The following is a 20283-nucleotide window of genomic DNA, read 5'->3' as shown; positions in this document are numbered from 1 at the left end:
AAAATACTTAAGGCTTACGTCCCAACAGACAAATTACCGAACTGGTGCCGATATGGCGATTTCCTTCATTCATCTCGCGCACGCTATGCTCTGCAATAAGCCATTCCAAGCCTGCTAACGCCTGCTGCATCTGTGCCAATGTACCCAACATTTCAACCTGACCGGGTCCACCGGTGCCATAATGAATTTGGTCCGGATGATAAAACACGCCGGCAAATAACCCACCCGGTTGCAATGCATTCACAATACGTTGCATCACTTGCGTTCTTTGCGGTTCCATAAAATGACAAAAAACGGAAGTAATTACGGCATAATATGCTGTCGGCATATCCATCTCTGCAATATTGGCCAATCTTGTAGTAAACGAAACATTTTGCTTACGCGCCAACGCTTGCGCTTTGAGCAAACCCACTTTAGACATATCAACCCCTTCCGTTTCCAATCCATGCAAAGCTAAAAAGACACCATTACGCCCTTCTCCGGTAGCCAGATCCAATGCTCGCCCGGAAGTGGGCAGATAAGATTGAATTCTGGCGATAAATTCATTGGGTTCCGTACCAAAAATATAGTCTTCCGTTTGATAACGCTCATCCCATTTTGTCATAGTTTCTCCTTTTTAGATTTCCAGTAATTGACCCAATCCGCTTTGCCGTTGCACCGGATTTTTCACCGCACTTTCCCATACGCTTTGTAGCGCGAACACCGTTAAAAAATCCTTGGTGCGGGTGATGCCGGTGTAAACCAGTTCTTTGGATAACACGGGGCTGTTTTCCAATGGCAAAATCAGGAAAGTATGCGGAAATTCCGAACCTTGGGATTTGTGTACCGTCATGACGAAGGCGGTTTCATGATTCGGCACGCGGCTTGCCAGCACAGTTTTATAACTGTTTTGTCCCTGCTCGAACCATACCCGTCCGTTTCCCAAATACATGCCGATGTCACCGTTATACAAGCCCACATTGCCATCATTTTGCGTCACCATAATCGGTTTGCCGATGTACCATTCCCGTTCCTGATGAAATTGCAACAGGCGTTTTTGGCGTAATTTTTCTGCGATGGCGAGATTTAATTGCTCCACGCCGAATTCGCCCACACGCAACGCCGCTAAAAAACGAATGCCGTTAAACGCCGCGAAAATCGACCGCACTTTTTCTTCATCCATCTGCCCTTCTTGTAAAATCAACTGCAAATAACGGCGATATTCCTCTGCCGCACGTTCCACGATGAGCTTCACGCAGGTTTTACGTTGCTGAATATCTTCTTTGTTATTTAAATAATGAGCAAAATCCGTTAAATATACGCCGCATTTTTTTGCTTGATATTGCTGATATTGCTGCAATAACTGCCAGCTTTTCACCGCGTCGCCTGAATTCACCGCAGCCGCCAACGCACCCACTTCCGGATTTGCCCCGAAACGGCGGCTGACCTGCAAATAACAAATGCTATCACCGATAGGATTGACGCTATCCGACGCAGCAAGAGAACTGCCCGTGGTCGCCTGTAAATATCGTGTCATTACGAGGCTATACGTCGGCGCCGACGCATTCACGAAACGCCCTAATTCACCCAAAATCCCCCCGGCTTCTACAGAAGCCAGCTGATCTTTATCACCCAATAAAATCAATTTGGTTTCCGGTTTAAGGGCATTGAGCAGCTTCGCCATCAAGGTTAAATCGATCATGGATGCTTCGTCCACCACCAACACATCCACGGGCAAAGGATTGTCGACATGATAGCGGGTTTCCTCACTGAAAAAACGCACGCCGAGCAAGCGATGAATGGTTTCCGCATTCATGGGAATGCGCAGATTTTCGATGATTTCTCGCTCGTGTTTTTCCGTGGAAAAAGTCTGTTTCAGGCGATCTACCGCGTCCACAATGGATTCCGTAAGCCGCGCCGCCGCTTTCCCTGTCGGGGCGACAAGTTTAATGCGCAAGCCGTTTTGATGAAGCTCCTGCAAGGTCAATAGGAGTTTGGTGACGGTAGTGGTTTTGCCCGTGCCCGGCCCGCCGGTAATGAGGCAAAATCGTTGACGCAATGCCATCGCCACCGCGATTTTTTGCCAGTCGATGCCCTGTTCTTCATAAAAATAGCGGTTCAAAATCGGGGCGATTTGCGCCGTCTGTTCGGCTGAAAAAACGTGTTGAAAACGGACCGCACTTTTAAAGTAATCGGCGATACGAAACTCATCCTGCCAGATGCGATAAAAATACAAGCGCTCAAACTGCAACACCAGGGGCGCGATCTGTTGCAAAGGCGCGGCGGTGAAAGCGATATGTTGCGCCGCCAGCAAGGCTGCCTGCCAGCGTTCAATGGGCAAATAATCAATTTTTTGCTGAATATCCGTTAAATAAACGCGTTCGTTAAAATAATCCTGTAAACCGAACAAATCCTGCTCCGTGGCGTGATTCAGTAAAATACAGGTGTTGCCCTGCCGATAACTGAAGTTGCACAACGCCGCCATAAGCACCGCCAGGTTCTGGATAGACGATGCATAGTGAAAAGGCTGTTGTTTGCGGTGAATAAACTCGGCGAAATAATAGTCAGCGGCGTTGATGATGCCCTTTTCTTTGAGTTGGGATAATAAAGCTAACATTAGAACAAATTCTCCAAAGCCTGAATTAACACGTAATCCGGTTTATCAAAAAACACGCCGTTTTGATTTTCGCCGTTCATGCCACGTAAGAAACAATAAAACACACCGCCGAAATGGGTGTCATAGTCATAGTTTGCGTCACGTTGTTGTAAATAACGGTGCAATGCCAGCGTGTAAAATAAATATTGCCAGTCGTAATGATTAGTTAGCATGGCTTGCTGAAGGCTTGTGCCGACGTAGTTTTGCGCTTCCACGCCAAGAAAATTGGATTTGTAATCCGCCAAATAATATTTTCCGTTATGATAAAACACCAAATCCATGAAACCGCGTAACATTCCTTTAATCGCTTCAAATTGCAGGGGTTCTGAGGGTAAGTGGTGATGCTGTTGTAACGCTTGATTAAACACCGCCACGTCAAATGTTTGATTTAACTTCAAATAAAACTGCATTTCTTTCACGCAATATTGGCGGGTTAAATTCACCAGTTGCAAAGTAGAATCCTGCGTGCTTAACGGCGTATGCAAAATGGCGTTTATCCATTGCTGTAAAGACGGTAGCCAGGTTTCCTCTAACTGTAACCATTGGCAGAGTTTTTGGATTTTGTCTTCGTTTAACGGGCGATCAAAATCCGTTTTTTCCAGAAAACGGTGTAATGCCGTGCCGATGTTAATACCGTGCGGGAAATCAAAAGGCGAATAGCCGAAAGGATAGGCGGATTCGTCGGCAACCGTTTCCTGAATACTCTCGGTTGATTTCCCTTGTTCGTTAAAATCATAGTCTTTCCCTAAGTCAAAAACACTTGGAAAATCGACCGCACTTTCCGCCATCTGTTGCGCTTTGAAATAGGCTTTATTCTGATGAATGGCTTCTATGGCGCTGAAACTGGTGACCGTCCAGTTTTGTTCGATGTTACCGGTGAATTTTGCCGCATGTAACGGTATCTGTGCTTCGGCGTGGGCTTGCAATGCCAGCGGTGTCAGATCTGCCGTGTTGGCAATTTGTACACTGCCCTGCGGCGCACGCGCCACAAGTTTTTCCAATAAAGAGAGGCTGTCGTAAGCATTCGGTTTTTCGCGCGTTTGGATCGCTCCGTGGGTCAGCACATATAACAAACTGCTCCATTTCGTCTCAAAGGTTTGCGGCACGCCGATCACCAACTGGTATTTGGCGCGGGTCAACGCTACATAAAGCAGGCGTAGCTGTTCGGCAAAATCTTCCTGTTGCACCAACGCTTCATGGGATTTATCGTAATCCCACAGCACCGCGCCTTGTGTTTCGTCATAATAAGTAGTGATGCGATCGCCTCGGAAGGTGGAAGCATAGCCGATAAACGGCAACCAAACCAGATCGTATTCCAACCCCTTGGATTTATGAATAGTGACGATTTTCACCAACTGCAATTCGCTCTCCAACCTAACCTGTTGCTCTTTTTGGCGATTTTCCCCTTGAATTTGTTTCTCAAACCAACGTAACAATGCCGCTTCGCTTTCGTTCAGGGTAGCCGCTTCCTGCAGCAATTCCGCCAAATGCAGCAAGTCCGTCACCAAGCGTTTGCCGTCCACCGTGGGGTAAAGTTTTTCCGTGATTTTTTCCTGCTGGAACAACTGATGTAACATCACCAACACGCCTTGTTTTTGCCAGGTTCTTTGGTAATGAATAAACTTCTCCACCCAATGCTCCCAGCGGGTTTCATCCATACGAATGCGCTGAATGTCGGCGCTGGTTTGGGCAAAAATTGCTGTGGCAATGGCGTTTAAAATATGGCGTTCGGAAAACGGATTGAGGCACGCCGTGAGAATCATTAACAAATCTTTTGCCGCGCTGCTGTCGAACACATTGCTGTCTTCAGACAAATACACGGAGGCAATGCCCAAGTGACGCAATTCATTTTTCACCAACTCGGCTTCTTTACGGCTACGCACCAACACGGCGATACTTTCCGGTTTCAGCGTTTTTTTGTCACCATCATCAAGGCGAAAAACGGCAGAGTTTTCCACCGCACTTTGTAGCCAATATTGGATAGAAACGGCGCAAGCTTTTGCCATGTTTTCTTTAACGGAGGCTTCATCCACATAAAAACGCACCGCAGGTTCCGGCTGCCCGCTTAACCAAAATTGCGGGTGATCCGTTCTTGCGCCGACCGGCATAAATTGAATGTCTTTATAGAGAAACGGCGGTTGTTCGCTAAAATCAAACAACCGATTCACACAGTCCACCACGTGTTGATGGGAGCGGTAATTTTTCGTTAAATTAAAACGATGTTGCGCTTGGCGGGTGGCTTGGAAATAAGTAAAAATGTCGGCGCCACGGAATTTATAAATCGCCTGTTTCGGGTCGCCAATCATAATAAAGCCGCTATCAGATTGAGCGTCTGTCTGAGGTTGTTCCACATAAATTTTAGAAAAAATCTGATACTGCACCGCATCCGTGTCCTGAAATTCATCAATCATGGCAAAAGGAAATTGATAACGAATCAGGCGGGCAAATTCCGTGTTATCCGGGTGATACAAGGCTTCTTTCAGCAAGCGTAGCAAATCGTTAAAACTTTTTTCGCTGTGGTTAAGTTTATATTCCACCAGCTGCGCATTCAGCATTTGTAAATAATGGAACCACAAGGCTTGGGATAATAACGCCTTTTGCTCGGACAGTGCCAACAAGGCATTAATTTGCACAAAAAGCGAATGGGTTAAGGCGTCTTTCGCCTCCTCGCCCTTTTGAGCATTTATCGCCGTTTGCCCGAAACGGGAAAAACAATCCGGAAAATCCGCTTTATCGCTTTCAGCCCAAGCTTTCATCATGGCAAGCCATTTCGGGCGGGTTGCGGAGGTAAAACTGCGTCGGTTTAATTTTTGTTCTTTTGCGCTTTTATACTTGGTATTCACTTCCGTTTCGATTAACTGCGTAATCTCCTCTTCATTTTTTAGCCAATTCTCTTTCACTTCCGCAATTTGTGCGGAAAGTTGTTGCGAATAATCGGCAAGTTTAGCGAGAAAATCCGGCAATGCGCCGTCAAAAAAGTGCGGTCGATTTTGCGGGAGTTTTAATTCCGTGCCGGCAAACTTTTTAATATTATGAATGACGTTTGCCGGTGAAATCAGGTGTTTTTGAATAAACTCGGCAACGGCATAAGGCTGCGAATAGAAATGTGCCCGCCACAGTTTTTGCGCCAAATGTAGCAACAATTCGTCTTCTTCACCGCTTAATTCCAAGTTGAAATGAATGCCCGAATTAAACGCATATTGCATGAGCATTCGACGGCAAAATCCATGAATGGTATAAATCGCCGCCAAATCCATGTTTTGTTCCGCCAAAGTCAGGCGCTGAATGGCAAGAGGGAAATCCGTGATGGTATCGGCTAATTGGCGTAAAAAGTCATCTTGTTCAAACACCGTCGGATCCTGCGTTTGTTGATACGCCGTCAATTTTTGTTTGGCGTCATAAATCCGCTCGCGAATTTTACGTTTCAGTTCCTCCGTTGCCATTTCGGTAAAGGTCACCGCTAAAATTTGCTCCACATTTAACACATGAGGAAAGGCATTTTCCCCCGCCTGCAACAACAGACGCAAATAAAGAGAACCCATGGTGTAGGTTTTGCCCGTCCCTGCAGAGGCTTCAATAAGACTGATGGCGTTTAACGGAATGGAAATCGGATTGAGTGCTTGCATGGTTACCGGTGAATAAAAATAAAATATTGAATAAAACAAGGGCGGAAACCCGCTCCGCCCAATATCCTCATTAGAGACTGATGACTTTATCAGCCCATAAGGTCCAGTCTGATACATCAGCCAAGGTGCCGAGGGTGACGCCGTCAATTAATTTGGCATCCAATAACCCGCGTGCTTTTACGCAACTGGTGCAAAGTTTCACTTCTGCGCCCTGTGCAATCAAAATATCCATTAATTGTTGCACATTGGATCCCTCGTTCGGATTTTGACCGGCAAGACCGCTTAAAATCGAATCGGAGAAACAGAACACTTTAATGTCCACTTCTTTGCCGTGATCTTCCTGCAAGTTAATGGCAAAACGTAATCCATTAAAAGTTTTTTCACCGCCGTATGGCGAGTCATTTAAGATAAAAAGAATTTTTTGCATAATGATTAACCTATTTAATTTAATCAAAAACAGTAGAAAATATTAATTTTCCATTGTGATTTCCAACCTGAAAAAATAAAGACGATAAAAAGTTAAGAAAGGCATTTTCGGCTGATTTTAGCAAAAAACTGGTGGCGTTGCGACGGATTTGGGGAAATAAACAATGGTGCGACCGGCTGGACTCGAACCAGTGACCCCCACCATGTCAAGGTGGTGCTCTAACCAACTGAGCTACGGTCGCAGTGAAAAGTGCGCTAATGATAGCTAGCTTTTCGGGCTAAAACAAGTTTTTTATTTGATTGGGCTGATGATTGCAAAAAAATTAACCAGTTCATTATGAAGATAAAAACACCGAAAAAACAAACCGCACTTTCTTTCAGAAAAAAGTACGGTGAAAAATTTCAGTGTTTTTTAAGACTGCGAATTAGAAACTTGAGGTATCTTGAAACAAGCCGACTTTCAAGTCCGTTGCGGTGTAAATAACACGACCGTCCACTTCCACTTCGCCGTCTGCCATGCCCATGACTAATTTGCGGTTAATCACGCGTTTCATGTTAATGCGATAAACGACTTTTTTTGCCGTCGGGAGAATTTGTCCGGTAAATTTCACTTCGCCAACACCTAAGGCTCTGCCTTTGCCCTTGCCGCCGACCCAGCCTAAGAAGAAGCCGACTAATTGCCACATGGCATCTAAACCCAAACACCCCGGCATGACAGGGTCGCCGATAAAGTGGCAGGCAAAGAACGGTAGATCAGGATGAATATCCAACTCGGCTTCAATGTAGCCTTTGCCAAATGTACCGCCGTCTTCAGTCATTTTTACGATACGATCCATCATAAGCATGGTCGGTGCCGGCAATTGCGGGCCTTCTTTGCCAAACAATTCACCACGTCCTGAAGCCAATAAATCTTCGTAAGTGTAACTGTCTTTGATATTTGGAGTACAAGTGTTCATTATTAATCATCCTATAAAATTTGTTTAAGCGATTCAAAATTGAATGCGGGTGGGATTCTAACAGAGCATTCCGGCATTTAGAATAGCTAACACTTGTACGCCTAACTTGTCCGATCAGTTATTTTTTCATGGAAATAGCGATTTAACGATTTTTTCTGCCGAAGAATAAATCCCAAAGACCGTGCTTGTGAGATTGTTGCTCGGAATATTGCTCAATACGCTGATTGATCAAACGGGACAATGGCAGTGTGCTGAAATCGTACTTTTTATTCTCCTGCTCCACCAAATCCCGTTGTAATAAAATCTCACAAGCTTGATCCACGGTTTCCACCGGATAAATAAAAAATTCCTGATTTTTAACCGCACTTACCACCGCTTCGGACAAGCTTAGCTGATTAAGCACCGCACTCGGAATCATCACGCCTTGTTTGCCCGTTAAGCCACGACGTTGGCAAAGGGTGAAAAACCCTTCGATTTTGTCATTCACGCCCCCCACGGAATGCACCAAGCCGAATTGGTCAATAGCGCCCGTAATGGCGATAGATTGCGGCAGAGGCAAAGCGGACAATGCGCTCAATAATACACAAAAACCGGCGAGTGAGGCACTGTCACCGTCAATTTCACCGTAAGATTGCTCAAACACCAAAGAAGCGGAAAACGGTAGTTGTGACGGAAATTCGAGAATATTCGCCAAACAGGCTTCGGCAATCATAATGCCTTTGCTGTGAATGTTGCCCGCCAGTTCATTTTTGCTTTCCACATCGACGATTTCGCCGTCGCCGAATTGCACAATACAACTGATTCGAGAGGGTTCTCCGAAAGATAAAGGCGTGCCCGGATATTCAATCACCGATAAGCCGTTAATTTGCCCAACCATTTCACCTTCGGTCGCTACATAAATTTGTTCCTGCAAAATAGCGTCATAGGTTTGTTCACGCAAAAAGCCATATTGTGCCGTTTTATGTAAAAAATACCGTTCAAAATCCACCGCACTTAGTGAATCGGATTCGCTTAAAAGTGCGGTCTCTGTGAGCAACGTTTTTAATTTCAACGGCGACACATTAATCAAATGATGATTTTCACTGTCACGCACCAACAATTGATACAGTTTATTAAAACCGCTTAAATCTAACGGCGGTAAGTGATTTTGCTGTGCAACGGTTTGCACATAATTCATCCATTGTTGCTGCTGTTCCGCCGTTTCCACACTGCAATAACTTTCAATTTCCGCGTAATCCGCCAGATGATAAAGCCCTTCTTCCAATTCTTCCAACATGCCTAATTCCGTGCGATTGCCCAGCACGATGACTTTCAATTGCAACGGATAGCTTGGAACTTCACAAGGCAGGGGCTTAAACGGATGGGCGGAATACCAATCAAACATCCCTGTCGTTAAAATCTGTTTCAGGCGTTGCCATAAATTAAATTGCGCCAATAACGCGCCGGCGCTGATAATCAACACGCCGTGATTCAGCTGATGAACCAAGCCGGTATGAAGCTGAATATCATTTGAAGACGCATGAATTTTAACGGAACCGAATAACTGAAATTGATCGAAATACAATGCCGTTGCGACGGTTTTCTGTGCGGCAAAATTGTCCTCTACCGATTGCGCCGGTTCCGTATAAACACGCGGGAAAGAAAAAGAGTCGCCCTGTTCCACAATGTATTGCACGCCGTTCACCGCAAGCTCCGGTTGTTGTTTTGCAATAAAACTTTCTAATAAAGTGGCGTACTCCGCTTGGTCATCGGCTTTCAGCACCAATAAAGTGCGGTGGGAATTTCGGATGAAATTGCGGATGGCTTTGCCCGCACGGGGTTGTAGAGAGAAAAAGTCCTGAGGTTGTGAGGGAATTTCAGTCACGGCTAATTCCGGACGTAACGCCTGCCAAGGCAATGTGTTATTAGATAAAGAAGATAAAATCACGTTAATCTCTGGGTTATATTTAATTTGCGCGCATTATCGCATATTTCTTCGCGTCTTTATTAATCTCGCGTAAAAATTTGCTAGAAAATCCATGATAAAAAGCGTATAGTGACACAGTTACCACGTCACTAAAACGGTTTGGCAAAATGAAATATCAAAAGTTAGAAAATCAAGAAGCCCATTGGAAATGGGCTTATTTAACGAAAAAAGCCCGTGAAGGCGAAAACGTTACCCGTTATGAAGAAAAAAGTTTGCAGGAAGACATCGTTAAGCAACTCATCGGCTGTCAAAATTACCCGCAAAAAATTGAAGAATGGATAAAAACCCATTTGGCGCCGAAATTGGTGATCAAGCTAGACCAAGCCATTCGTGCCAGAAGAAAACGTTTTTTCAACGGTGAAAAACAATATACCAAGAAAAAATCCATTGATTTGGAATATGCCGTTTGGCTGCGTTTGTCCAAATATTCCCGCAAAATGAAAATGACGCTGTCGGAAACCATTTCCTACATGATTGACGAGCGCGAGAAAAAAGCCTTGTACGAAAATCAAATGTCCGCCATGAAAGCGGGCTTGAAAGATCTACTGAAATAAAAAAAGACAAGTCCATCAAGGGCTTGTCTTTGTACTTCTAATGACTACTAATAAGGAATCTTTAATTATTCTACAACGGGAATGATTTTTGTCGCGTGAGAACCTTTGTCGCCGTGAATCACTTCAAACCGGACTTTTTGACCTGCTTTTAATGAACGATACCCTTCCATTTCAATCACTGAATAATGTGCAAAGATATCGGTATCACTGCCTTCAACGGAAATAAAGCCAAATCCTTTTGCATTATTAAACCATTTAACAACACCAACTTCCATAATTCAAACCTCTTATGGTTTTTTAGTCCTTATAGAACTACATTTACTTCAATAAGACAAAATGCCCTATCACCTTGATTTGCTGGCAGTTATATTAAGTAAATTTGTTGGTTGCGCAATAAAAAAAGTCTCAAAATCAAACATAGATCACAAAAATTATTAAAATTTTGCTGCAAAAACACTTCAGCAATTACTTCTCTTTTGCTTTATCTGCCCGATTTTGTTCCCGTAACTTTTTTGCCACTAAAGCGATAGCCTCGCCGCTGCCCACGCCTTGCGCCATTAATTCCTGAATTTTTTCCACGGCAAGTTGCTGCTGTTCATGGGTTAAATGTAATAAATCGTTATCTAACATTGCATTTCCTTTATTATTTATACAAAAAGTGCGGTCGTTTTTTTAACTGTTTTTTACCACTGAAATGTCCGCATTAAATGTTTCCATTGTTCATCCAATCCCGCTTCAATGGTTATCGGTTGTCCTGTCAGCGGGTGAACAAAGGTTAATTTTTCGGCGTGTAACATTAAACGGGAACAACCGATGTGTTCCGTTAAAGCGCGATTTTGATGCAAATCGCCGTATTGCGTATCACCTAAAATCGGATGAAAAATATGTTTCATGTGACGACGAAGCTGGTGCTTGCGCCCAGTTTTCGGCGTTAAGCGAACCAACGAATAGCGAGAAGCGGCATAACGCCCCACGCCATAAGGCATTTCAACGGTTTTCAATCCGTCGTAAAAAGTAACCGCACTTTGCGGTGCTTTATCCTGCTGTGCGAACTTATCGGCGATTTTATCCAACTGCACTTTCAACGGATAATCAATTTCACCCTGCCCTGTCACATAGCCACGAACCACTGCTAGATACTGTTTTTCCGTTTGTTTTTGCTCAAATTGGTGACATACCAAATTTGCCGTTTCGCTGTTCAACGCAAACAACAATACGCCTGATGTAGGGCGATCCAAACGATGAATGGGATACACCAACTGCCCGATTTGATCGCGCAAGATTTGCATCACAAATTGTGTTTCATGGCGATCAAGCCAACTGCGATGCACCAACATCCCCGCCGGCTTATTCACCGCAACCAGTACATCATCCTGATACAAAATCGCTAAATTCATTGTTGTTGCAGCAACTTTTCGATTTCAATGATCGGGAGCAATAACTCCGCCAAATAACCATCTTCCTTTAACGCTTCCTCTAAATACGGACTGATGGCAATTTGGCTCGGCAACGGCGCTTGGCTTTCCAACAATGCGTACATACGCGGAATAAAAATCCATTGCAGCCATTCCGTCGGACTCATGGTATCCAACGCAAAAGGTTGTTCACTCAAAAAAGCGTCTTCCTGCGGCGGCATGGTTTGCCACAGTGCCAAACGCTCCATGGTTTTCTGCAAATTTTGTAAATGTAACCGGGTTTGTTGATACATAAAAATACCTCGTAAAAAACGGCTCATTGTAGAAGATTTGCCGTTTTTACGCCAGCGCGACGAATTTAGTGTAGAATTCGCTTTTTAAAATTTAATGTTATCCGCTATGTATTTAATCGACGCTTTTTTCTCTCGCCAAAACAATCAATTTCACTTGGAACAACAAAGCCATTGCGTTAACCAAATTATCGAGCAATGGCGTTATAACGGGCAAATTATCGGGCGTGAAATTCCGCAATTTGTCGCCGAACAGAAAAACCAACAAGGCTTGGCAGTGCGTGTCACCTGCCCCGAGCAAACCTCTCTTTTAGCGGAATTTAACAATCAACCGGTGAACGATGCCCTTCAAACGGCAGAAAAGTGCGGTGTATCTTTTGAGAGTTTTCATATTGTGGCGGAAGATCTCAATTCTGAAATCACCGCCACGGAAACACCCGCTTGGCAACTGCTCTACACCACCTATTTGCAGTCTTGTTCTCCCCTGCAAAGCGGTGAATCCCTGCAACCGATTCCGCTGTATAAACAACTGAAAAACATACCGCACTTAGCAATGGATTTGGTTAAATGGCAGGAAAATTGGCAGGCGTGCGATCAATTGCAAATGAACGGTTCCGTGTTGGAACAACAGGCTTTGGTGCAAATTTCAGACACCCAAAGCACGCTGTTTAAGCATGGTTACCATCTAACGCAGGAAATTGAGCGACACAGCGGCATTCCTACTTACTATTATTTATACCGCATCGGTGGAAAAAGCTGTGAAGCGGAGCTGCAATCACGCTGTCCGTTATGTAAAAGAAAATGGACGTTAAGCCACCCGCTTTTTGACTTCTTATATTTTAAATGTGATCATTGTCGCCTCGTTTCAAACCTCTCATGGCATTGGCAATAAGAAAAATTATGCACTACCAAGACCCCAGCCTGAACGCCTTAAAACTCGGTCAGCAAACAAAATATGCGGAAAAATATGACCGCACTTTATTACAACCCGTGCCACGCCACCTCAATCGTGACTCGTTGGGCATTACGCAAATCCAGCCGTTTTCCACCGGCGCCGACATTTGGACCGCGTATGAAATTTCATGGCTGAACCCGAAAGGCGTGCCGCAGGTGGCGATCGCCGATGTGCAAATTGATTTTCGCAGTGAAAATTTGATCGAATCGAAAAGTTTTAAACTGTATTTAAACAGCTTCAACCAAACAAAATTTGCCGATTTAGCTGATGTTCAGCACATTTTGCAACAGGATTTACAAGATTGCGCCAAGGGTGAAGTCAAAGTGCGGTTAAATTCACTGGCGAATTATACGGATCAACCCATTGCGATGTTACATGGCGACTGTATTGACGGGCTGGATATTGATATTGAGGATTATGCGTTTAATGCGGAATGGCTGAAAGATTGCACGAGCAGCGATGTTGTGGAAGAAACGCTGGTCAGCCATTTGCTCAAATCCAACTGCCTTATTACCCAACAACCGGACTGGGGCAGCCTGCAAATTCATTATGTGGGCAAGCAAATCAATCGCGAACAACTGCTACGCTACATCATCTCATTTCGTCAACACAACGAATTCCACGAACAATGCGTCGAACGCATTTTCTGCGATCTCATGCACTACGCCAAACCGGAAAAACTCACCGTTTACGCGCGCTACACCCGCCGCGGCGGGTTGGACATCAACCCATACCGCTCCAACTTTGAACCTTTACCACCGAATTTACGACTGGCACGGCAGTAAAAAAGTGCGGTTAGAAAACGCCATGGATTTTGACCGCACTTTTCGATTTATAATTTATAACTTTTCTTATCCAACCCATATTTTTTCATGCGTAAGTAAAGTTTCTTTCTGGGAATATTGAGGTGTTTAACTACGTCATTAATTTTCCCCTGATAAAAAACCAGAGCATCTTCAATAAGTTGTTTTTCATATTGATTCAATTGTTCATCTAAAGAACTCATCTGCGAATCATTAAATACAGGAGGAACCACCAAAGTAATATGAGAAAGTAAGCCGATTGCATAAAGTTCCGCGACGTTAATCAATTCTTTCACATTTCCATGCCATTCTTTATTGCGTAAATTTTGCAACATTTTTTTATCCGGGATTACGATGGGTTTATTTAATCTGACACAAATATTTTTCACATAATGAGTAAAAATATCTGCCACATCAGTGATATGTTTACGTAACGGCAGCATTTCAATTTGAGTATAAATAAAAAAATAATAAAACTCGGCACTTATCTGCCGACAGCGAATTAATTCGTTAAGTTCTATATCACTAAGCAAAATTAAACGGAATTGACTCTCGTCATGATGTAAAATCTGAATTAAATATTGTTGTTCTTCAACAGGAAGATAATGCACATTCTTAATAATTAAAGTCCCTGATTTTTTTTCTTTAATTAGCTCAATAATATTAATATTATCATTTTGTGTACATTCATGAAAAACCATCGGTAGTGTTTTTCGATCGCTTAATTTATGCAGATAAGTAGCCGCTAAATGACGACCGGTGCCAATCTCTCCCCAAATAAAAACCGGTAGATTCGAATTGGCCAGCTTCTGTAATTGTTTTTTTAACTCGTTAATCCAAACACTGCTGCCAATAAAAACGTCATTAATTTTTTCCATTTGCCATTGGCGCTTTTCAATCACCTTTTTCCGTTTTTTTAAAGCGTTATCGACTTGAATAAGTAATTTTTCAGGGGAAACCGGTTTTTCAAAGAAATTTGTCGCCCCTTTCTTGACAGCTTCTACCGCCATGGGAACATCACCATGCCCGGTAATCATAATCACCGGAATTTGGCTATCCATTTCAATCATTCGATCTAATCATCTAATCCTGAAATGCCCAGCAATAATACGTCGCAAATCACAACGCCATACCAATTTTCCGGAATTTGATTAATAATCTCTTTAGGTTCGGCAGTTGCAAATACAGAATAGCCTTCTTGTTGTAATAAATCGGCATACGATTCCAAAATATCAAAATCATCATCAATTAATAAAACATTATTCTGATAATTAAACATTATCTACCACCTTAAATTCCAAAATAACCAGCGCATTTTTTGTCAATGTAGAAGCAATTAATAAGTTTCCTTGACATTGTTGCATAATGGATAGACTTATTGATAATCCTAAGCCTAAATTAATGGATTTACTACTGGAGAAAGGTTGTAGTAATTTATCTGACAACGGCCAACCGGAACCATTATCAGAAACCCATAATTCTACTCTCTGATCCGATATATTTTGTATTTTTATCTCAATCTCCGGTTTTTCATGCTGCATAGCTTCCAGTGAGTTCAGGAAAATATTCACAAATACTTGCTCTAATAAAATTTCATCACCTAATACATCAGGTAAATCTGTAGGAAGAGATAACCGAGCATTCAGATATTTATGTTTTGGCTCAAGTAAATCCCACGCATTATTTATACACATCAATAAATTAATTTTCTGTAATGTATTTGTGGTTTGGCGGGAAAAATGGCGCAGTCTTTTCACCACCAGCGCCGTACGCTCCACTAAATTTTCTATTTTCTCTAAATAGTTATTCGCAGAAAAAACATCATTATTTTTTACCGCTCTTTTTGTACTGAAAATATACGCATTCATTGCATTTAGCGGTTGTGTGATTTCATGGCTAATAGATGTCAAAGTTTGTCCTACTACCGCTAATTTTGCCGCTTGAATTAGTTCTTGTTGTGTATTGATAAGTTTTTCCTGGATTGCAATACGTTCACTAATTTCATTTAATAAAATTTGATTTCTTCTTTCTAATTCTTCATTTTTTGTGTTAACTTCAAATAAAAATAATCGCAATAATTTTGCGATACGCCCTAATTCATCATTACCATAAACTGAAATTTTAACGGAAGATTCGCCGTTAATAAGCCGTTCAACAGATTGATTAAGAGATTGAAAACGCCCTATTAATCTCCGTCGAATATAATAAAAATTAATTGCTGCAACAAAAAGAAAAACAAATAAGACGGCAGACAGAATAATCAAGCCATTTATTCTGGTGCTTTTATTTATTAAATAATGAAACAATTCTAATTGTTTTTGATTATCACCAATCTGACTGTTAATTTTCCTTCTTAATTTAGAAATGACCAATTCACTTTCATTCATTAATTGCCGTTGGGAAATATCCAGTTGTTTTCTTTCAACTAATAAATGAGGTAACGATTGTTCATTTTCTCCGATAGCCAGCAAGGACTCAATAATTTGTTTAATCGTATAACTTGAAGTATGTTTATCTAAAGACTTAACTTTTTGATCAATTAAATTCTTTAAATAATTAAGGGAATTTGTGAGTGCAACTAATGAATAATCAGAGCGGCTGACGATATGTTGTTTTAGTTCCGTGACAATTTGTTCTTCATAAGTAAGGAAATCATAAAGTAACAATAATTCATGCTGGAATTCTCTAAGTTGTTCGATTTGTTTAGATCTAGTTAAATTATCAGTAAGATGATTGGCTAATGTTGTTTGTTGCCAAACAATTTCCTGCAACAACGCCGTAAATTCATCTCGAAAATCATTATGCAACCAATTTATTTCCGATAACGTTTTATTAAATTTCGTATTTAAGATTAATTGATTATCAATATTTAATGATAACTCTTGTAGAAGATTGGCTTGTTCAATTACGATAGTGGAAATTTCATCATTCAAATCTTCATTTAATGATTGGGTCATGTCTTTTAGCGTTTTAATTTGTTTCTGTAACGCATTAAACCATTTAATTTTTTCTTCTGTATTTCGAATATTATTTGCATTTAATAATGTATTTTCCAATAAATTAATTTGTTCCTCCATGCGGAAAGCGGCTTGAATCTTTGGAAAATTCTGATCAATAGCAAGATCAATTTCTATCCGTTGCTGATGCCATGTATATAAACCGACGGCACCGATAAACAGGCAAAACAACGCGCTGATAATAAGTGATAGTTGTAAACTTGTGCTAATATCCAAGCGTTTAAGCCATTTTTTCATAATTTTTCCACTGTATCGACAAATCGCATTTGCTGTAACATGAAAAAGTGTTGCCAATGCAGTAACGCCTCATTTGCCTTAAACGTTTCCAAATAATTTTCGTCAGTAGCCTGCTTTTCCGTTATAGGAAGTGCGGTCAAAATTTCCCGCAATTCCGGCAATGGATGTCCTGCTTGTTGTTCCTTTTGATAAAGAATTTTCCAGTTTTCTTGAATTTGAGCTAACCGATGAATGATCTGATGCTCAAACATCAGTTTAACCACCTCCTGACGTTTTAACAGCAGCTGATAATCAATCGTCGGTTGGGAAAATAAAAATTGTTGAGTTGCATATAGCGGATGGGATTTGGCTAACGGAATAATCGGATATTTTCCCATTTTGCTGTGATATAACGTACTTTGCCCAGGATCACTTAAAAGAAAATGGATAAACGCCGATGCTTGCCGGCTATTGGTACTATTTGTTGTTATTGCGATAAACGTCGGAGAAACGGGGAAATTCGGAAAATATTTAAAAATCAAAGCTGAATGCGGATCTACATTGTAATGTGTGAGCAAATTTGCGTAATTATCAATGGTAATCCCTGCGGCACCTAACCCTGCCTGAACTTTATCAACGACACCAAAACTACGGGAGGAAATGGTTCCGACATTCGCCATAACTTGATGAATTAATGCCCAACCTTGCTGCCAGCCCTGTTTCTGTAATAATGCCTCAATCATAATGTGCGTCGTATCGGAACGGCTCGGACTACTCATAATAACCAATCCCTGCAAATTGGGAGAAATAAGCCCGGACCAGTCAGTAGGAACATCCACTTCTGCATTTTCCAGTAGTGCTACATTGGAAAAAATACCACATCCCGATAGTGAAAATGCTACGGTTGTTTTTTGTAAAATCTCCGGTACGAATTTTTTTCCTTGGCTGAATTTATCCGGCAAAGCAGCCAATCGTTGTTTTTCCTGCAAGTGATAAAACAGCATAGGAGAGGAACTTAAAACAAGATCAATATTATCGTTTTTTTCGTCATCAAATAGTTTGTTTAATGAGTTGCTTGTTCTGTTTAGCATTCTTATCGACGTGGCATTCGGTTGCTTTTCCCACTCGGTAATTAAATAAGAAAGGGACTCCGGTGAAAATGTCGTACCAATGACCAATTCATTGCTATACGCCCTTCCTAAACAGAATAAAGCGATGACCGGCACGACAAGCAGAGAATGAAAATAACCTCGTTTTATCCCTGACATATAAATCACCTATACGAAATATGTTGAATAAAATGATTCTAACCTTGAATTCCACTCAAATTCTATAAAATACCAATCCATTCATATTTTTTGTGATCCATTTCAAATAATTAAAATTTAGCTATTCTCGATATTTTGAGTTACGCATGGCAATTTTCTTAGGTCATATTTCCGATAATAACCATAAATGAGTCAAAAAAGCTTAAGCAAAAGGCTATATTTGAGTCAAAAATGCCTCATTTCTATTCTTTGACTCCGCTTTTCTTATTTTGTATTAGTGCTATTGTACGTTTGAATTTCACTTTCTGTTCAGTGAATAACTCATCAAGCAGTACCTCTCATACACTCACATCGATAAATTAAGGAATTGATTATGAATAAGAAATTCACCTCAGGCTTAATTGCACTCAGTTTAGGACTTTCCATCAGCGGTATGGCTGTCGCCCAAGACAAACTCATCGTTTACACCTCCATGAAAGAATCCCTCATCGGGGCGTTAAAAGCCAAATTTAATGAAAAATACCCGGACATTGCGATGGACTATCAATCTGCCGGTGCGGGCAAACTCATGGCAAAAATTGCCACGGAAAAAGAATCCGGTCAGATTATGGCAGATGTTATTTGGACCAGTGAAGTCCCTGACTTCTTCAATATGAAAGAAACCGGCATGCTAGAAACTTATATTTCGCCCGAAGTAGAAAATATCATTAATCCGATTCCCGATTTCGACGGTTCTTTTACGCCGATACGCTTAGGCACATTAGGTATCGCCTACAACACCCGCTTTGTGAAAAAAGAACCGCCGGCACAATGGGCGGATATTCTTACTCCGCAATTTAAAGGCGCATTCGGTATTGCCAACCCTGCCCTATCCGGTACTTCATATATGAGTGTGTCATTATTGAAATCGACTTTCGGTTGGGAATTCTTTGAAAAGTTAAAAGAAAATAAAACCAAAATCGGTAAAGGCGCCGGTCAGGTCGTGGATGATACCGCTTCCGGTGACTTACTGGCATCATCGGCCGTTGACTACATTACCAATGATAAAATCAGAAAAGGCGCGTCCTTAAAACTCGCTTATCCGAAAGAAATGTTAGTCATTCCAAGCCCTGCAGCCATTATTAAAGGGACAAAAAATCTCTCCGGCGCCCAAAAATTCATTGATTTCTTACTTTCAGAAGATGCACAAAAAATTGTTGCCCACGAAGGTACTTTACCGGTACGAAAAGACATTGCCCCGAATCCTGAATTCGGTCTGCCATCTGCCGAAGAAGCCATGAGTCGCGCAATTCCGATTGATTATAAGAGCGTCATCGCCAACAAAGAAGAAACCGTGAAAAAATTCACTCAAATTCTACAAGGTCGCAATTAATCTGCTTGAAGGATGTGCTTTATGGCAACAATTACATTTGAAAACATTTCTAAAGCGTTTGGCTCCCATCAAGTGCTAAAGAATTTATCGTTAACCGTAAAAGACGGTGAATGCTTTACCTTGCTTGGTCCCTCCGGCTGTGGGAAAACGGTATTGCTACGTTTGCTTGCCGGCTTTGACGTGCCTGATTCAGGGCGGATTTTAATTGATGAGACGGTCGTAAGTGATCCTGCCGAACATATTGATATTCAGCCGGATCAACGCGGTTTAGGCGTCGTTTTTCAGGACTACGCCGTGTGGCCGCATATGACAGTATTTGACAATATCGCTTATCCGTTGAAATTTAAAAACCTGGACAAAGAAACACTTAAAGCGCAAGTCATGGAGGTGGTGGGGCTGGTTAATCTCACCGGATTGGAACAACGCCTTCCGTCACAATTATCCGGAGGTCAACAACAACGTGTAGCGTTGGCAAGAGCATTGGTTGCCAAGCCATCACTCATGTTATTGGATGAACCGCTGAATAATCTGGATGCCAATCTGCGTGAGGAAATGCGTTTTGAGATTAAAGAGTTACAGAAAAAACTCGGTATTACAATCATGTACGTTACCCACGATCAGGAAATTGCCTTGGCAATTTCCTGATCGACTGGCAATTATGGCAACGGACGGTTCCATTGAGCAGATCGGTACACCTTGGGAAATTTATGAAAAATCCGCCAATGAAACCGTGTTTAAGTTTATGGGCTTGGCGAATTTCATCCCTGTACGCTATGAACAGGGT

The 20283-nt window shown here is 42.0% G+C and carries 16 protein-coding genes, 1 tRNA gene and 2 pseudogenes; 5 read left to right on the top strand and 14 right to left on the bottom strand.

The genetic code is table 11. From position 1 onward, the window contains the following. Positions 1 to 7 precede the first annotated feature (7 nt). The 7 genes from LIN98_RS05970 to LIN98_RS05940 all read right to left on the bottom strand — a co-directional run bounded on the left by LIN98_RS05970 (position 8) and on the right by LIN98_RS05940 (position 9570). Positions 8 to 604, bottom strand: a complete 597-nt coding sequence (locus tag LIN98_RS05970; RefSeq protein ID WP_005551622.1) for a class I SAM-dependent methyltransferase — start codon at positions 602 to 604, stop codon at positions 8 to 10. Between the two features lie 12 nt (positions 605 to 616). Beyond that, complete coding sequence (gene recD / locus LIN98_RS05965) at positions 617 to 2596, bottom strand: exodeoxyribonuclease V subunit alpha (RefSeq protein WP_014167814.1); 1980 nt, start codon at positions 2594 to 2596, stop codon at positions 617 to 619. Next, the gene (recB, locus tag LIN98_RS05960) at positions 2596 to 6261 is read right to left on the bottom strand and encodes an exodeoxyribonuclease V subunit beta (RefSeq protein ID WP_148322212.1); all 3666 of its coding nucleotides are present in this window, start codon (positions 6259 to 6261) and stop codon (positions 2596 to 2598) included. The genes recD and recB overlap by 1 nt, the downstream gene beginning before the upstream one ends. Positions 6262 to 6331: 70 nt before the next feature. Then, on the bottom strand, positions 6332 to 6688 hold the full coding sequence (locus LIN98_RS05955; RefSeq protein ID WP_005568104.1) for a DsrE/DsrF/TusD sulfur relay family protein: 357 nt from the start codon (positions 6686 to 6688) through the stop codon (positions 6332 to 6334). Positions 6689 to 6852: 164 nt separating this feature from the next. After that, positions 6853 to 6929: transfer RNA gene (locus LIN98_RS05950), tRNA-Val, on the bottom strand. A 183-nt stretch (positions 6930 to 7112) separates the two neighbouring features. Continuing rightward, positions 7113 to 7643, bottom strand: a complete 531-nt coding sequence (gene fabA, locus LIN98_RS05945; protein WP_005548745.1) for a bifunctional 3-hydroxydecanoyl-ACP dehydratase/trans-2-decenoyl-ACP isomerase — start codon at positions 7641 to 7643, stop codon at positions 7113 to 7115. A gap of 142 nt (positions 7644 to 7785) precedes the next feature. After that, positions 7786 to 9570 carry an AAA family ATPase gene (locus LIN98_RS05940; RefSeq protein WP_148322214.1) on the bottom strand — a complete coding sequence of 595 codons (1785 nt, stop codon included), beginning with the start codon at positions 9568 to 9570 and terminating at the stop codon, positions 7786 to 7788. Between the two features lie 146 nt (positions 9571 to 9716). On the opposite strand from LIN98_RS05940, the gene matP reads away from it, so the two are divergent. Then, entirely contained in the window at positions 9717 to 10163 is a 447-nt protein-coding gene (matP, locus tag LIN98_RS05935; RefSeq protein ID WP_005548741.1) for a macrodomain Ter protein MatP, read from the top strand. A 65-nt stretch (positions 10164 to 10228) separates the two neighbouring features. Here matP and cspD read toward each other — a convergent pair whose 3' ends face one another. From cspD to LIN98_RS05915, 4 genes are all read right to left on the bottom strand, one after another. Next, entirely contained in the window at positions 10229 to 10438 is a 210-nt protein-coding gene (gene cspD / locus LIN98_RS05930) for a cold shock domain-containing protein CspD (protein WP_005551608.1), read from the bottom strand. A 190-nt stretch (positions 10439 to 10628) separates the two neighbouring features. Further along, the gene (locus LIN98_RS05925) at positions 10629 to 10793 is read right to left on the bottom strand and encodes a YoaH family protein (RefSeq protein WP_005548737.1); all 165 of its coding nucleotides are present in this window, start codon (positions 10791 to 10793) and stop codon (positions 10629 to 10631) included. Between the two features lie 53 nt (positions 10794 to 10846). Further along, positions 10847 to 11560: a tRNA pseudouridine(65) synthase TruC gene (truC, locus tag LIN98_RS05920; protein ID WP_005568099.1), complete on the bottom strand. Its 714-nt coding sequence runs from the start codon at positions 11558 to 11560 to the stop codon at positions 10847 to 10849. Beyond that, complete coding sequence (locus LIN98_RS05915; protein WP_005585732.1) at positions 11557 to 11871, bottom strand: YqcC family protein; 315 nt, start codon at positions 11869 to 11871, stop codon at positions 11557 to 11559. Before LIN98_RS05915 ends, truC begins: the two co-directional genes overlap by 4 nt. A gap of 106 nt (positions 11872 to 11977) precedes the next feature. Here LIN98_RS05915 and LIN98_RS05910 point away from each other — a divergent pair, with 106 nt between their 5' ends. Together LIN98_RS05910 and queF are read left to right on the top strand one after the other, a co-directional pair. Continuing rightward, the gene (locus LIN98_RS05910; protein ID WP_005568095.1) at positions 11978 to 12760 is read left to right on the top strand and encodes a Zn-ribbon-containing protein; all 783 of its coding nucleotides are present in this window, start codon (positions 11978 to 11980) and stop codon (positions 12758 to 12760) included. Between the two features lie 8 nt (positions 12761 to 12768). Then, a complete protein-coding gene (queF, locus tag LIN98_RS05905; protein ID WP_005548728.1) occupies positions 12769 to 13608 on the top strand; it encodes an NADPH-dependent 7-cyano-7-deazaguanine reductase QueF in 840 nt (279 codons plus the stop codon). 47 nt (positions 13609 to 13655) lie between these two features. On the opposite strand, the pseudogene LIN98_RS10370 reads toward queF, so the two are convergent. The 3 genes and pseudogenes from LIN98_RS10370 to LIN98_RS05885 form a co-directional block, all read right to left on the bottom strand. Beyond that, positions 13656 to 14905, bottom strand: a pseudogene (locus tag LIN98_RS10370) (sigma-54-dependent transcriptional regulator). Beyond that, positions 14898 to 16880 (bottom strand): ATP-binding protein, encoded by a 1983-nt coding sequence (locus tag LIN98_RS05890; protein ID WP_026161180.1) that lies wholly within the window; start codon positions 16878 to 16880, stop codon positions 14898 to 14900. Before LIN98_RS05890 ends, LIN98_RS10370 begins: the two are co-directional and overlap by 8 nt. Next, positions 16877 to 18127: an ABC transporter substrate-binding protein gene (locus tag LIN98_RS05885; protein ID WP_005548722.1), complete on the bottom strand. Its 1251-nt coding sequence runs from the start codon at positions 18125 to 18127 to the stop codon at positions 16877 to 16879. Before LIN98_RS05885 ends, LIN98_RS05890 begins: the two co-directional genes overlap by 4 nt. A 373-nt stretch (positions 18128 to 18500) precedes the next feature. Here LIN98_RS05885 and LIN98_RS05880 point away from each other — a divergent pair, with 373 nt between their 5' ends. Next, entirely contained in the window at positions 18501 to 19499 is a 999-nt protein-coding gene (locus tag LIN98_RS05880) for an ABC transporter substrate-binding protein (protein WP_014167821.1), read from the top strand. Between the two features lie 21 nt (positions 19500 to 19520). Next, a pseudogene (locus LIN98_RS05875) lies at positions 19521 to 20283 on the top strand (ABC transporter ATP-binding protein); the annotation flags it as partial.

The organism is Aggregatibacter actinomycetemcomitans (assembly GCF_023518055.1).
Lineage (GTDB): Bacteria > Pseudomonadota > Gammaproteobacteria > Enterobacterales > Pasteurellaceae > Aggregatibacter > Aggregatibacter actinomycetemcomitans.
This window is presented reverse-complemented; position numbering and strand designations above follow the sequence as displayed.